The sequence below is a fragment of the Phenylobacterium sp. CCH9-H3 genome, assembly GCF_001557235.1.
GTDB lineage: Bacteria > Pseudomonadota > Alphaproteobacteria > Caulobacterales > Caulobacteraceae > Phenylobacterium.
This window is the reverse complement of record NZ_LSJI01000272.1, coordinates 39060-52925: the sequence shown is the minus strand read 5'-3', so window position 1 is coordinate 52925 and position 13866 is coordinate 39060. Positions and strand designations below refer to the sequence as shown.

General features: G+C 69.3%; 17 protein-coding genes. 12 read left to right on the top strand and 5 right to left on the bottom strand.

Annotation, left to right across the window (positions count from 1 at the left end; translation table 11 throughout):
* Positions 1-84: 84 nt before the first annotated feature.
* The gene (locus AX721_RS24110; RefSeq protein ID WP_068878506.1) at positions 85-1173 is read right to left on the bottom strand and encodes a L,D-transpeptidase; all 1089 of its coding nucleotides are present in this window, start codon (positions 1171-1173) and stop codon (positions 85-87) included.
* A 44-nt stretch (positions 1174-1217) separates the two neighbouring features.
* Between AX721_RS24110 and AX721_RS24105 the strand changes: the two genes are divergently transcribed.
* Entirely contained in the window at positions 1218-2141 is a 924-nt protein-coding gene (locus AX721_RS24105; RefSeq protein WP_197422706.1) for a M15 family metallopeptidase, read from the top strand.
* Between the two features lie 16 nt (positions 2142-2157).
* Positions 2158-2952: an alpha/beta fold hydrolase gene (locus AX721_RS24100; RefSeq protein ID WP_068878504.1), complete on the top strand. Its 795-nt coding sequence runs from the start codon at positions 2158-2160 to the stop codon at positions 2950-2952.
* Here the strand turns inward: AX721_RS24100 and AX721_RS24095 are convergent, their stop codons facing one another.
* Entirely contained in the window at positions 2953-3579 is a 627-nt protein-coding gene (locus AX721_RS24095) for a glutathione S-transferase family protein (protein ID WP_068878503.1), read from the bottom strand.
* 79 nt (positions 3580-3658) lie between these two features.
* Here AX721_RS24095 and AX721_RS24090 point away from each other — a divergent pair, with 79 nt between their 5' ends.
* Positions 3659-5305, top strand: a complete 1647-nt coding sequence (locus AX721_RS24090) for an acyl-CoA dehydrogenase family protein (protein WP_068878502.1) — start codon at positions 3659-3661, stop codon at positions 5303-5305.
* An 18-nt stretch (positions 5306-5323) separates the two neighbouring features.
* On the opposite strand, the gene AX721_RS24085 is transcribed toward AX721_RS24090, so the two are convergent.
* A complete protein-coding gene (locus tag AX721_RS24085) occupies positions 5324-5962 on the bottom strand; it encodes a TetR/AcrR family transcriptional regulator (protein WP_068878501.1) in 639 nt (212 codons plus the stop codon).
* A gap of 13 nt (positions 5963-5975) precedes the next feature.
* A complete protein-coding gene (locus AX721_RS24080; protein ID WP_068878500.1) occupies positions 5976-6626 on the bottom strand; it encodes a TetR/AcrR family transcriptional regulator in 651 nt (216 codons plus the stop codon).
* Between the two features lie 331 nt (positions 6627-6957).
* Here AX721_RS24080 and AX721_RS24075 point away from each other — a divergent pair, with 331 nt between their 5' ends.
* Together AX721_RS24075 and AX721_RS24070 are read left to right on the top strand one after the other, a co-directional pair.
* On the top strand, positions 6958-7158 hold the full coding sequence (locus tag AX721_RS24075; RefSeq protein ID WP_068878499.1) for a twin transmembrane helix small protein: 201 nt from the start codon (positions 6958-6960) through the stop codon (positions 7156-7158).
* 1 nt (position 7159) lies between these two features.
* A complete protein-coding gene (locus tag AX721_RS24070; protein WP_068878498.1) occupies positions 7160-7735 on the top strand; it encodes a cob(I)yrinic acid a,c-diamide adenosyltransferase in 576 nt (191 codons plus the stop codon).
* Here the strand turns inward: AX721_RS24070 and AX721_RS24065 are convergent.
* Entirely contained in the window at positions 7732-8034 is a 303-nt protein-coding gene (locus AX721_RS24065; RefSeq protein ID WP_068878497.1) for a hypothetical protein, read from the bottom strand. The genes AX721_RS24070 and AX721_RS24065 overlap by 4 nt on opposite strands.
* Positions 8035-8182: 148 nt before the next feature.
* Between AX721_RS24065 and AX721_RS24060 the strand changes: the two genes are divergently transcribed.
* The 7 genes from AX721_RS24060 (at position 8183) to AX721_RS24030 (ending at position 13808) form a co-directional block, all read left to right on the top strand.
* Entirely contained in the window at positions 8183-8929 is a 747-nt protein-coding gene (locus AX721_RS24060; protein ID WP_068878496.1) for an electron transfer flavoprotein subunit beta/FixA family protein, read from the top strand.
* The gene (locus AX721_RS24055) at positions 8929-9873 is read left to right on the top strand and encodes an electron transfer flavoprotein subunit alpha/FixB family protein (RefSeq protein ID WP_068878495.1); all 945 of its coding nucleotides are present in this window, start codon (positions 8929-8931) and stop codon (positions 9871-9873) included. Before AX721_RS24060 ends, AX721_RS24055 begins: the two co-directional genes overlap by 1 nt.
* Positions 9874-10213: 340 nt before the next feature.
* Positions 10214-11092, top strand: coding sequence for a 3-hydroxybutyryl-CoA dehydrogenase (locus tag AX721_RS24050; RefSeq protein ID WP_068878494.1), 879 nt, complete (start codon positions 10214-10216; stop codon positions 11090-11092).
* A 70-nt stretch (positions 11093-11162) separates the two neighbouring features.
* A complete protein-coding gene (locus AX721_RS24045) occupies positions 11163-11555 on the top strand; it encodes a YciI family protein (protein WP_068878493.1) in 393 nt (130 codons plus the stop codon).
* Entirely contained in the window at positions 11552-12829 is a 1278-nt protein-coding gene (locus AX721_RS24040) for an RNA polymerase sigma factor (RefSeq protein ID WP_068878492.1), read from the top strand. Before AX721_RS24045 ends, AX721_RS24040 begins: the two co-directional genes overlap by 4 nt.
* A 68-nt stretch (positions 12830-12897) precedes the next feature.
* On the top strand, positions 12898-13320 hold the full coding sequence (locus AX721_RS24035) for a VOC family protein (protein WP_068878491.1): 423 nt from the start codon (positions 12898-12900) through the stop codon (positions 13318-13320).
* Positions 13321-13394: 74 nt separating this feature from the next.
* Positions 13395-13808, top strand: a complete 414-nt coding sequence (locus AX721_RS24030) for a DoxX family protein (RefSeq protein ID WP_068878490.1) — start codon at positions 13395-13397, stop codon at positions 13806-13808.
* The last annotated feature ends 58 nt before the right edge of the window (positions 13809-13866 follow it).

Here is a 13866-nt window from a genome sequence, read left to right as displayed (position 1 = left end):
TACTCAAAATGGGTAACCGGCGTTCGGTAACCGAAACCTTTACAATGGGAATTGCCTGAGAAATTTCGGGAATTTGCGCCGATCCTAGGTTGCGGCCCCCTTGGTCTCACCCACGAATACAACCCTGGAGCCTTTTTCCACCGCCTTGGACAGCTGCACGGCGTCCCAGTTGGTCAGGCGCACGCATCCGTGGCTCGCGGTCTTGCCGACCAGCCGGGGCTCGGGGGCCCCGTGGATGCCGTAGGTGTCCTTGGTGAGGTCGATCCACACGGCGCCGACCGGATTGTTCGGACCGGCCTTGATCGTCAGCTTGCCGGCCGACTTGTCCCCGAAGTTCAGCCGGCTGGGGTCATAGGTCCAGGTAGGAGATGGGGCTATGGCGCGGACCGCCCACTCGCCGGACGGGGTCGGCAGCTCCGACGAGCCCACCGTGGCCGGATAGGCGGCCAGCAGCTTGCGCGCGCTGTCATAGGCCCGGACCTGCTTGCGGGCCTTGTCCACTTCGATCAGGGCCACCTTGGCCGGCAGCTCGGCGCGGGCGGGATGGGCGACCAGGATCCTCGTCCCCGCCGCGGCGAAGTCGGCGCCGGGGTTCAACGCCTGCAGCAGGGCCGCATCCATGTGGAATCGCTCGGCCAGGGCTTCCAGCGGACCGGTGAAGGCCAGCCTGTCCAGACGCGCCATGTCCTCGTACGCCTCGGGGATCTCCGGCGTGTAGGGCCCCGCCGCGTCGGCCGCGGTGATCGTATAGTCCACCAGGACCGGTCCGGGGTCGGCGGTGAGCTTCGCCCACACCTCCGGATCCAACACCCCATCCTCCGGCAGGCCGTGGGCGCGCTCGTAGGCGGCGATGGCGTTCTTCACGTTCTCGCCGTCCTGGCCGTCGATGACCCCCGGCGAGAAGTGGGCCCGGTCCAGCAGCACCTGGGCGCGGATCAGCATGTCGCGCCGGGCCGCGGGCGTCGACGCTTCGGCGTTGAACACGGCCCGGTCGACCGCCCGCGCCACCGGGGATGCGGATGGCGTCGCCGGCGCCGGGGAGGTCGACGCGGGCAGGGAGGCGGAGGGCGGCGCCGAGTTCTGGGAGGTGCTCGCCGTCTCGCGGGGCCGTATCTCGCAGGCGGCGAGCGCAGCCGCCGCTACGCCGCAAAGTAGAACAGGCGAGAACTTCATGCTGGACCTCCGCGTTCAGCCGCCCATTGCTGGCGGTGATGTGGATGAAGCTCCGAGATGTCATGCGGTTCCTGGGAGCCTCGGCGGCCGCCATCGTGCTGCTGCTGCTCCTCGTGCTGCGCGTGACCAGCTGTTCGCCAGCCCATCCACCGTCCGGCAAACCCCTGGGCGCACCGGGGGACGTGGCGGGGCAGACGTCGACGACGGTGAGCGCGGACTGCCGCTCCGAAGGTTGGGCCGCCGCCGCGCAAGCCAACGCAATCTCGCAGCAGTCCCTGGCCTGGGCGCCGTTCGGCCGGCAGGAGACCGGGTGGGAGATCTATGTCCCCCTGATCCAGAGCGAGATCCGGACCGCCTGCCCGGCCGACAGCGAGGGGTTCGCGGCGGCGCTTGCCGCCTGGCAGGCTTCGCGCGACCTGGATGCGACCGGCGTCCTGACCGAGCCGGTGTTCGTCGCCCTCAAGAACGCGGTGCAGGCTCGCCGCGAGTTCGTCCGCTTCACCTCGCTCGGGACCTGCCCCGACACCCCCGACCTGATCACCGCCGCGCGGATAGACGAGGGCTATGGCGGCAAGCAGGTGTGGATGCGGCCCAAGGCGCTGGACGCCTACCGGCGGATGGCGGCCGCCGCGCGAGCCGAAGTTCCCGAGATCGCCGCCGATCCGCGCAACCTGACGATCTTCTCGGGCTATCGCAGCCCGGCGGCCGACGCCGCCAGGTGCCGGGCCGAGGGCAATTGCGACGGGATCGTGCGGGCCCGCTGCTCGGCCCACCGCACCGGTCTCGCCGCCGACATCTATGTCGGCCAGGCGCCAGGATACGGCCCCGACTCCACCGCCGACCCAAACCGCCTCTTCCTGACCCGCACCGCCACCTATCGCTGGCTCCTGGCCAACGCGCACCGGTTCGGCTTCGTGAACTACCCCTTCGAGCCCTGGCACTGGGAGTGGACGGGCGAGCCGCCCTGACCTTACGGTCGCCCGCATGCCCAAGATCACACTGAACGGCGCCGAGCTCGCCTACGACGACATCGCCCCGCCCGGCCCTGTCCAGCGGACAATCCTGCTGCTTCACGGCTTCGCCTCCAACCGCGCCGAAGGCTGGCGGCGGACCGGCTGGTACGCGGCCCTGGAGCGGCGGGGCTTCCGGACCATCGCCCTGGATCAGCGCGGCCACGGCGAGAGCCTGCGTTCGCACGATCCGGCCGACTATGGCCGCAGCGTCATGGCGGCGGACGCCCTGGCCCTGCTGGATCACCTGGGGGTCGGGCGCGTGGACGTGCTGGGCTATTCCATGGGCACGCGGACGGCGATGCAGATGGCGCTCGACGCACCGGACCGGATCTCGAACCTCCTGCTGGGCGGGGTCGGCGGCAAGCTGTTCGACCCGCCGCGCGAGGGCGGCGTGGAGGCGATGGCCGAGGCCATGGCCGCCGACGATCCGGCGACGATCTCAAGCGACCTGCTGCGCAGCTTCCGCCAGTTCGCCGACGAGCAGGGCGAAGACCGCCAGGCCCTGGCCGCCTTCACCGCCGCCCACAGCCCGCCCCTGACCCCCGCCGAACTGGAGAGACTGCCCATGCCGGTCCTGGTGGTCGCCGGCGCGCGCGACGACCTGGCGGGCGATCCCGAGGCGCTGGCGCGGGTCTTCCGCCACGGGACCGGCAAGAGCCTGCCGGGCGTCGACCATTTCTCGGCCATCCCGCACGCATCGCTGAAGGCGACGGTGTTCGACTTCATCGACGGCGTGCTGGACGACGACTTCCCGCCGTTCGAATGATCAGCGGGCGTAGCTGTAGGCCCCGCCCTTCTCCAGGGCCGCCTTGTAGGCCGGGCGCGCCTGGAAGCGTTCGACCCAGGCCTTGATGTTGGGGAACTGTTCGCCCCGCCCGAACACCAGCGCGATTTCGCCCACGAAGCTGAGGTTGATGTCGGCGCCGCTGAGCTGATCGTCGACCAGCCAGGTCCGGCCCTTCAGGGCGCTGTCGATGTAGCCCAGGTGATTGGCGATCTCGCTCTCGATCCGCGGCTTCAGCGGCGCGGCGGCTTCCCCCAGGCGGCCGGTGTAGAGCTGCAGCATCAGCGGCAGCATGGCCGAGCCCTCCGCGTAGTGGAGCCATTGGTTGTAGGTCTCGTAGGCCTCGCTGCCGATGGCCGGGGCCAGGCGGCCGCCGCCGTGCCGGCGGATGATGTAGTCGACGATGGCGCCGGACTCGTGGACCGTCCGCCCATCGTCGGTCACCACCGGCGACTTGCCCAGCGGATGGATGGCGATGAGCTCGGGCGGCGCCAGGCGCGTGGTGGCGTCGCGCTGGTAGAACTTGATCTCGTACGGGACGCCCAGTTCCTCCAGCAGCCAGAGGATGCGTTGCGAGCGGCTGTCATTGAGGTGGTGGACGACGAGCATGGGCGCTTCCTTCTTGTTGTGGGTCGGCGACCACAAAGCGGCCTGACCTGACGCAACGCAAGCCTGCCATAAGGGGCTCATGACTCTCGTACTGCCGAACCTCACCGATCTTCTCGACGCCGCCGCGGATGAAGCCGGGGCCCTGGCCGCCGCGATCGCCGGCGCCGTGGCCCCGCGCGTGACAGCGGACGAACGCCTGGACCGCGCCGCGCTGGACGCCGAACAACACGCCGCGCACGGCCTGGCCTGGGCCGCGGCCTATGCCGAGACCCTGCGCCAGGTGGCCGCCTGGGCCCGGGCGCTGGAGGGGGACGGACGCTTGACCGAGGCCGAGGCCCTGCCCGCCCAGCTGCTGGCGCACGAGTACCTGAGCCAGATGGTCGGCGGCGTTCCCATGAACCAGGGGGAGATCTTCCGGCCCGCCGACGTCCTTGTCGCCGCGGGGCGACTGGACCCGGTGATCGGCCGGCTACGGCCGGGAGCGACCCAGGCGGTCAAGCTTCGGATCGTCGAGCTGCTGGACCAGGCCCGCGGACGCCCGTCCCTGGAGGCCAGCGGGCTGGACGAGACGCTGGAAGCGGTCCGCGACCAGTTCCACGCCTTCACCGAGGAGAAGATCGCGCCCTTCGCGCACGGCTGGCACCTGCGCGACGAGTTGATCCCCCTGTCGCTGCTGCAGGAGTTGGGGGACCTGGGCGTCTTCGGTCTGACGGCGCCCGAGGAATGGGGCGGCTCAGGCCTGGGCAAGGTGGCGATGTGCATCGTGTCCGAGGCCCTGTCGCGCGGCTGGATCGGGACGGGTTCCCTGGGCACGCGCTCAGAGATCGCCGCGGAGCTGATCCTGGCGCACGGCACGCCCGAGCAGAAGGCCAGGTTCCTGCCGGCCATCGCCGCGGGAACCATCATCCCCACCGCGGTCTTCACCGAGCCCGAGGCGGGGTCGGACCTTGGCAGCCTGCGGACCCGCGCGGTGCGGGACGGCGACGTCTGGCGCGTCTCGGGCGCCAAGACCTGGATCACCCACGCGGCCCGCGCCGATCTCATGACCCTGCTGGTCCGCACCGATCCGAACAGCAGGGACCACCGCGGCCTGTCGATGTTCCTGGCCGAGAAGCCCCGCGGGACCGACGGCGATCCTTTCCCCGCCCAGGGCATGAGCGGTGGCGAGATCGGCGTCATCGGCTATCGCGGCATGAAGGAATACGAGATCGCCTTCGACGGCTTCGAGGTTCCCCACGCGCACCTGTTGGGCGGCCAGGAGGGCCAGGGATTCGTCCAGCTGATGGCCACCTTCGAGAGCGCCCGTATCCAGACCGCCGCCCGCGCCATCGGCGTGGCGCAGAACGCCCTCGACCTCGCTCTCGACTACGCGCTTCAGCGCCGCCAGTTCGGCGGGCCGATCGCCGATTTCCCCCGCGTTGCCAACAAGCTGGCGATGATGGCGGCCGAAATCCTGGGCGCGCGCCGCCTGGCCTGGTTCGCGGCGCGGGCCAAGGACGAGGGCCGCCGCTGCGACCTCGAGGCGGGCATGGCCAAGCTCACCGCCGCCCGCATCGCCTGGGCGGCCGCGGACAATGCGGTCCAGATCCACGGCGGGACGGGCTTTGCGGTGGAACAGCCGGTCAGCCGCGTCCTGGCCGACGCGCGGATCCTCAACATCTTCGAGGGCGCCGGCGAGATCCAGGCGCAGGTCATCGCCCGGCGGCTGCTGGAAGGCGCGAACTAGGCGCGGGCGGAACCCTGGCTAGGACTTCGGCGTGAAGCCTTCGGCGATCAGGCCGATCTGACGATCCATCGCTGCGATCAGGACCTTGGCGTCCGCATCGTTCGTGATCACCAGGCGATAGGTCCAGCCGTAGGCGCTCATCAGGAGGTCGACGACGTCCTGGAGGTCGACGTCCGGTCGCACCTCGCCGCGTTCCTGCCCTTGCTGCAGCGTCTCCAGGATCACCTCCTGGAGCCTGGGCGTGCGGCCGTAGGGGCGGGCCGCGGGCGGGAGCGTCCAGTCATAGGCCGCCGCGATGTGCGACAGGAACAGGCGCACGTGCCGGGCTTCGAATTCGAAGTGGACGGCGAACATGGTGCGCAGGCGGTCGGCGGTCGAACCGCGCACGTGGGGCATGACCCGGTCGAGCTCGGCGTACAGCGGCTCGAGCCGGGCCTGCATGACCTCCGAGAGGATCTCTCCCTTAGAGGCGAAGGTCGTGAAGACGCTGCCCACCGACACGCCCGCATGGCGCGCGATCTCGCGGATCGTCGTGCCCTGGTATCCGTGGGTGTCGAACAGCTCCCGGGCGGATGCGATCACCCGTTGGCGCGTCGCTTCCTTTTGCGACCGCCGCAGGGGCGCGGAGCCCGGGAGAGGTCCGACCTCGGCTTTCATTGCGGCGCGGCGATCAGCCCCGGCGCGCCCCGGCCAGCAGGATCCGGATCTGGTCGCGGGCCCGGGCCTGAAGCGCGTCCAGGCTCCAGCCTTCGAAGATCGCCTGCGGGAAGTTCGACAGATAGGCGTCGAACAGCATCTGGCTCCGCAGCTTGACCTCCGCTTCCTGCGACAACTCGCCGCGCTCGACCGCGGCGTTCAGCTGCTCTGCGAACAGGTCCTGGAAGGCCGTGGAGGACGAAATGCCGCGGAGGGTCGGGCCGCCGTCCTTGTCCCAGGACACCGAGAAGGCGGCGCGAGCCAGCTGCAGGCGGCTCTTGTAGAAGGTGTAGCCCGCCATGAAGATCTTCAGGACGGCGTCTTCCACGTTGCGCCCGCGGGTCGCCGCGTCGCGCATGGCGGCGCTCAAGGCCTCCATGTCGTCGACCATGATCTCTCGGAAGAGATCTGATTTATCAGTGAAATTCGCGAAAACCGCGCCCGTCGACATGCCGGCGGCGGCGGCGATGTCGCGGATGGTGGCGCCTTCGTAACCCTGCTCGCTGAACAGGCGGCGGGCGGCGGCGAGGACCTTCAGGCGGGTCTGCTGCTTGGCGAGAGCCCGGCGGGTAGGGGCGCGCGTCGGGGTGTCGACGGCGACCTGAGTGGGGGAGATGTGCTTCATTCTTCTCTTGAATTTCGCCAGCTGGGGGGAAACTGGCGACTTGTAGGTGGGGAGGATTACCGGTGGGTATCACCGGCGGTGAACACGTTCAACAAACCCGGCCCGCGTAACCGATTGCGACCCGCGAGACAGCCCGCCGAGAACGCCATATGGGAGCGCTCTCAGCGAAGCCCAAACCCTTATTCCTCAAGGCTTCCCGCCGCACAACAAATCTCGCCGTTCTGCGGGGAGCGACGCTCGTTGAACATGATCACGCGCCGCAAAGTCAAGTTTAAAATGGACTCAGGCCTTACCCATGGCGTAGCGCCGTTCAGCGGCCTAAGCTAGCCGCATGGACCTATTCGACTACGCCATCTTTGCCGCCCTGGCCGCGGTGGGTACTGTCCTTGCCCTCGGCATCTACGCGCTATTCCGTGGCGGCGACTTCGGGCGCTCCTGGTCCAACAAGCTCATGCGCCTGCGTGTCCTGACCCAGGCGATCGCCGTCGCGGTGCTGATGCTGGCCGTCTGGTGGCGCGGCAGCCAGGGCTGAGATGGTCACCCTCAACCGCATCTACACGCGCACCGGCGACGCCGGGACGACCCGCCTCGCCACCGGCGCCACGGTCAGCAAGACCGACCTGCGGGTCGAGAGCTATGGCGCCGTCGACGAGACCAACGCCTGCATCGGGCTGGCCCGTGTCCACCTGGCCGCCGACCAAGAGCTCGACGCCATGTTGGCGCGGATCCAGAATGAGCTGTTCGACCTGGGCGCGGACCTGGCCACCCCGCCGAAGCCAGACGAGGCCGAAGGCTCGGTGCTCCGCGTGCTGGACAGCCAGATCGTCCGCATCGAGGGCGAGATCGACGCCCTGAACGACCGCCTTCCCGGCCTGAAGTCGTTCGTCCTGCCAGGCGGGACCCCCGCCTCCGCCGCCCTGCACCTGGCCCGCACCGTGTGCCGCCGCGCCGAGCGGGACGCCGTGCGCCTGATCGAGGCGGGCGAGCCGGTCACCGGCCCCTCGCTACGCTACCTGAACCGGCTGTCCGACTTCCTGTTCGTCGCCGCCCGCTGGGCCAACGACCAGGGCCGGGCCGAGGTGTTCTGGCAGTCCGGCGCGACGCGTTAAGGCTTGGCCGGAGAGGTCGCCTCGCCCTTTACGGCCGGAGCCGCCGGCCGGCCGATGGCCTTCTTCGCCTCGGCCAAGGCCTTGTCATCGGTGATGACGCGCCCGGTGATGTCAGACACGAGGACCGGCTGGGCGCAGACCCGCTGATCCGGGTCCCACCACTTTCGCTGTTCCTTCTCGCACTTGTCGCGCGGCATCACCCAGCCGACCTGCCAGACGCCAACGCCGATCGCACCGGCGACGAATACGGCCAGGAAGCCGAGGAAGATGAGCTTCATGCGCTCGATATTGGCGTTCATGGCGACCTTTTACGTAAGGAGACCCGGCTCTGACTAGCCTTGTGCGCTGCGGCGAAAGTCGCGTGCGCGCGCTTGCAATGCGCGGCGGAACCGCTATTGCCCACCCGGCTCATTTTTTTCCGCAAACAATTTGAGGCGCTAGCAACCCATGAAGGTGTTGGTCCCGGTGAAGCGGGTGATCGACTACAACGTCAAGGCCCGTGTTAAGGCCGATCAGACGGGCGTCGACCTCGCGAACGTCAAGATGTCGATGAATCCCTTCTGCGAAATCGCGGTCGAAGAGGCCGTCCGCCTGAAGGAAAAGGGCGTGGCGACCGAGATCGTCGCCGTGTCCGTCGGCCCGACCCAGGCGCAGGAAACCCTGCGGACCGCCCTGGCCATGGGCGCCGACCGCGCCATCCTCATCCAGACCGACCAGGATCTCGAGCCGCTGGCCGTGGCCAAGGTGCTGAAGGCCGTGGTGGCCGAAGAGAGCCCCGAACTGGTCCTGATGGGCAAGCAGGCCATCGATGGCGACAACAACGCCACGGGCCAGATGCTGGCGGCCCTGCTCGACTGGCCGCAGGCGGCGTTCGCTTCGGAAGTCGCGGTGGAAGGCGGCAAGGCCAAGGTGACCCGCGAGGTCGACGGCGGCCTGCAGACCCTCGACGTGGACCTGCCGGCGGTCGTGACCGCCGACCTGCGCCTCAACGAGCCGCGCTACGCCTCGCTGCCCAACATCATGAAGGCCAAGAAGAAGCCGCTGGACGTGAAGGAGCTCTCCTCGCTCGGCGTCGACACGGCCGCCAAGCTGAAGGTCCTGAAGGTCACCGAGCCGCCGAAGCGTTCCGCCGGCGTCAAGGTCGAGACCGCTGCCGACCTCGTCTCCAACCTCAAGACCGCGGGGGTCCTCTAATGTCCGTTCTCGTCGTCGCCGATCACGACAACTCCGCCCTCAAGGACAACACCCACAAGGTCGTGACCGCCGCCCTGGCGATCTCGGGCGACGTGGACGTCCTGGTCGCCGGGACCAACACCGCCGCGGTCGCCGCCGAGGCCGCCAAGATCGCCGGCGTGCGCAAGGTGCTGACCGCCGAGAGCGCCGAGCTGGGCCAGGGCCTGGCCGAGGCGTTCCAGGACGTGGTCGTCGGCCTGATGGGCGCCTACGACGCGGTGCTGACGCCCGCCACGACCCAGGGCAAGAACTTCAGCCCGCGCGTCGCGGCCAAGCTGGACGTGGCCCAGATCTCGGACGTGATCGAGGTGGTGGACGCCAACACCTTCGTGCGCCCGATCTACGCCGGCAACGCGCTGGAGACCGTCCAGTCGTCGGACGCCAAGAAGGTGCTGACGGTTCGCCCGACCGCCTTCAAGGCGGCGGCTGAAGGCGGCTCGGCCAAGGTTGAGAGCGTTTCGGCGCCCGCCGCCCCGGCCAAGAGCCACTTCGTCGACCAGCAGATCGTCAAGTCGGCCCGCCCGGACCTGGGCGCCGCCAAGATCGTGGTCTCCGGCGGTCGCGCCATGGGCTCGGCCGAGGAGTTCCAGGCCGTGATCGAGCCGCTGGCCGACAAGCTGGGGGCCGCCGTGGGCGCCAGCCGCGCCGCGGTGGACGCCGGCTACGCGCCGAACGACTACCAGGTGGGCCAGACCGGCAAGGTCGTCGCCCCGGAGCTCTATGTCGCCATCGGCATCTCCGGCGCGATCCAGCACCTCGCCGGCATGAAGGACTCCAAGGTGATCGTGGCGATCAACAAGGACCCCGACGCGCCGATCTTCCAGGTGGCCGACTACGGCCTCGTGGCGGACTACAAGGCCGCCGTGCCCGAACTGATGAGCGCCCTGGCCGCCGCCGGCAAATAGGCCGCGGAGCCATCGCCGAGCAAAGCGAAGGGGCGGTCCGGAAGGGCCGCCCCTTTTCGTTTTGGCGGCCGGCGCGCCTGTTCGACAGGCAGGTCGCCTCGGAACTGAGCGCCGGGATCGTCGCCCCCGAAACAGCCGGAAGTTGCGACCCATCGCCGCCCTCCGCGCAGGGTTGTTGTCCGAGGTGGTCGCCGCGCGTGTCTCGGAATCCCCGCAGCGCGCCCGATCTGCTGCGACGCAGCAATTCCCCTTGCCGCAGTGCGCCATACAGATGTTAGAAAGCTGCGACTGTTAGAAAGCTGCCACAAAAAGCGGCAAGCGCTCTGAAGGATCCAGGCCTGTGGTTGACATCAAGACGGTGGGCGTCATCGGCGCCGGTCAAATGGGTTCCGGCATCGCCCACGTCTGCGCCCTCGGCGGCTACGACGTGTTGCTCCACGATGTGAGCCCCGAGCGGATCGACCAGGGGATCGCCCAGATCGAGAAGAACATGGCCCGGCAGGTTTCGCGCGGGATCATCGAGCATGCGGCCATGGAAGCCGCCATCGCGCGCATCAAGCCGGCGGCGGAACTGCAGAACATCGGCAAGACCGACCTGGCCATCGAAGCGGCCACCGAGAATGAAGAGACCAAAAAGACGATCTTCAAGGCGCTGCAGCCCCACCTGACGCCGCATACGCTGCTGGCGTCGAACACGTCCTCGATCTCGATCACCCGCCTCGCCTCCGCCACCGACCGGCCCGGCAAGTTCATCGGCCTGCACTTCATGAACCCCGCGCCGGTCATGAAGCTGGTGGAGATCATCCGCGGCATCGCCACCGACGCCGACACCTACGAACTGGCCGTCAGCTTCGCGCAGTCGCTGGGCAAGACCACCTCGAACGCCGAGGATTTCCCCGCCTTCATCGTCAACCGCGTGCTGGTGCCGATGATCAACGAGGCGATCTACACCCTCTACGAGGGCGTCGGCACGGTCGACGCCATCGACACGGCCCTGCGGCTCGGCGCCAACCACCCGATGGGACCTCTGGAGCTGGGCGACTTCATCGGCCTCGACACGGTGCTGTCGATCATGAACGTCCTGTACGAGGGCCTGGCGGACTCCAAGTACCGGCCTTGCCCGCTGCTGGTGAAATACGTCGAGGCCGGCTGGCTGGGCCGCAAGTCGGGCCGCGGCTTCTACGACTACCGCGGCGACAAACCCGTCCCGACGCGCTGATCTTTTTGCGCCCGCCTGTCGGGCTGGGGCATTCTCCGCCGTCCTAGGGACGAACGAGGAGGCCCCGAAAATGCTGTACGCCCTGCTCTGCTACAACGACGAGGACGTCGTCTGGGCCTGGGACAAGAAGCAGGACGGCGAGGTGATGCAGCGCCTGGGCGTCGTACGCGACCGCCTGGAGGCCGCGGGCAAGCTGGGCCCGTCGCTGCGGCTGCTCCCCACCACGGCCGCCACCACCTTCCGCAAGAGCGACCCGCCCCTGGTGATCGACGGCCCGTTCGCCGAGACCAAGGAACAGCTGCTGGGCATCTACATCATCGACGTGGCCGACCTGGACGAGGCGCTGCAGGTCGCCCGGGACCTGGGCGAGGCCAATCCCGGCGGCGCCTACGAGATCCGTCCCCTGGCCGTCTACAACCCCGGCTCGCCGGACGCCGTGGCCAAGGGGGTGGTCGCCGCATGAGCCATGACCTGGCCTGGATCAACGCGGCGATCTCGGCCGCGCGGCCCCAGGCCGTCGGCGCGCTCCTGCGCTACTTCCGCGACCTGGACACCGCGGAGGAGGCCTTCCAGGACGCTTGCCTGCGGGCGCTGAACAACTGGCCGCGGAACGGGCCGCCCCGCGATCCCGCCGCCTGGCTGATCATGGTCGGCCGCAACGCCGCCCTGGACGGCGTGCGCAAGCGCTCGCGCCAGACCGAGCTGCCGCCCGAGGACACGCTCTCGGACCTGGACGACGCCGAAACGCGCGTCGCCGAGCAGATCGACGCGTCCGACTACCGCGACGACGTGCTGCGCTTGCTGTTCATCTGCTGCCACCCCGACCTGCCCGCCACCCAGCAGGTGGCCCTGGCGCTGCGGATCGTGTCCGGCCTGTCGGTGAAGCAGATCGCCCGCGCCTTCCTGGCGTCGGAGTCGGCGATGGAGCAGCGGATCACCCGCGCGAAGGCCCGCGTGGCGGCCGGAGACGCCGAGTTCGCCACCCCGGGCCCGGTCGAGCGGGCCGAGCGGCTCGCGGCTGTGGCGGCCATGCTCTACCTGGTCTTCAACGAAGGCTACTCCGCCGGCGACAACCCCGCGCGCGCCCAGCTGTGCGGCGAGGCGATCCGGCTGGCCCGCCTGTTGCTGCGGCTCTACCAGACCGAGCCCGAGATCATGGGCCTGCTGGCGCTGATGCTGATCCAGCATGCCCGCACCCCGGCCCGGTTCGACGCCGAGGGCCAGATCGTACTGCTGGAGGACCAAGATCGCTCGCTGTGGAACCGGCCGATGATCAACGAGGGTCTGGCCCTGATCGACAAGGCCATGCGGCATCGCCGGCCGGGCGCCTATCAGGTCCAGGCCGCCATCGCCGCCCTCCACGCCCGCGCCCCGACCCCGGCCGACACCGACTGGGCCCAGATCGACCGGCTGTACGCCAGCCTGGAACGGCTGACGCCGTCGCCGGTGGTCACGCTCAACCGCGCCGTCGCCGTGAGCAAGGTGGCCGGGCCGGAGGCGGCGCTGGAGATGATCGCCCCGCTGGCGGACAAGCTCTCGGGCTATTTCCATTTCCACGGCCTGACGGGGGCCCTGAACCTGGAACTGGGACGCCATGCCGAGGCGCGTACGGCCTTCGACCGCGCCATCGCCCTGGCCAACACCGCCGCCGAGGCGTCGCACATCCGCCAGCACCTGGACCGGCTGATGGCCGACCATCCCCCGCCGGACGAACGGGCGGCCACGCGCGCGAAATAGTTGGCGCCGGTTGTCGGATCTGCGCCGCGCCGATCGTCCTCTGGGCAAGCAAGCCAGAGGAGCTCGAGATGTCTGAAGCAGCTGAAGCGCCCGCCGTGCCGCAGGTCGAGACCAAGGGTGGCGTCGTCGCCTACCTCGCCGTCGACGGCGCGCTGAAGGCGGCGGACTTCTACAAGAAGGCCTTCGCGGCCGAAACCGCCTTCGCCCACCCGGCCGACGACAAGGGGCGGACCATGCACATCCACCTCTACATCAACGGCTCGTCGGTGATGCTGGGCGATTTCTACCCCGAGCACGGGCATGCGAAGGAAGCGCCAGCCGCGTTCACGATGCAGCTGATCGTCGGCGACTGCCAGGCGTGGTTCGACCGCGCCGTCGCCGCCGGCTGCGAGGCCCTGGTTCCCCCGCAGAAAATGTTCTGGGGCGACATCTGGGGCCAGGTGCGCGACCCGTTCGGGTTCGTCTGGGCTTTCGATCAGCCGGCCGCGTAGGAACGCGGCGGCAGGCGCGCCCGCGGCCGCCCTCCCCCGCCGGCCGCGGGCCCCACCTTCACCAAGGATCGGGAATGACCGACTTTGCACTCTCCGCCCGGCCAGCGAACGGCCGGGCGATGACCCTCGCCGGCTGGACCCTCACCGGCCTCTTCACCGCCTTCATGATCTTCGACGCCGGCATCAAGCTGGCCGGCCACCCCGAGGTCGCCAAGGCCGAGGCCGCGCTCGGTCTGCCGGCCGGCAGCGGCTTCGGCATCGGGGTGATGGAAGCCGCGATCCTGGCGCTCTATCTCGTGCCGCGCACCGCGGTGCTGGGTGCGGTGCTGGTGACCGCTCTGATGGGCGGGACCTGCGCGGTCCACTACCTGAACGGCAACCCGCTCTTCAGCCATATGCTGTTCGGGCCCTACCTCGCGGTATTCGCCTGGGGCGGCCTTTGGCTGCGCGATCCCGAGCTGAGGCGGCTCTTCCCGATTCGGCGTTAACCAATCCCGAACCCGGGGCATGGTTAATGAATTCGACGAGCCCGGTAACCACAGCGGA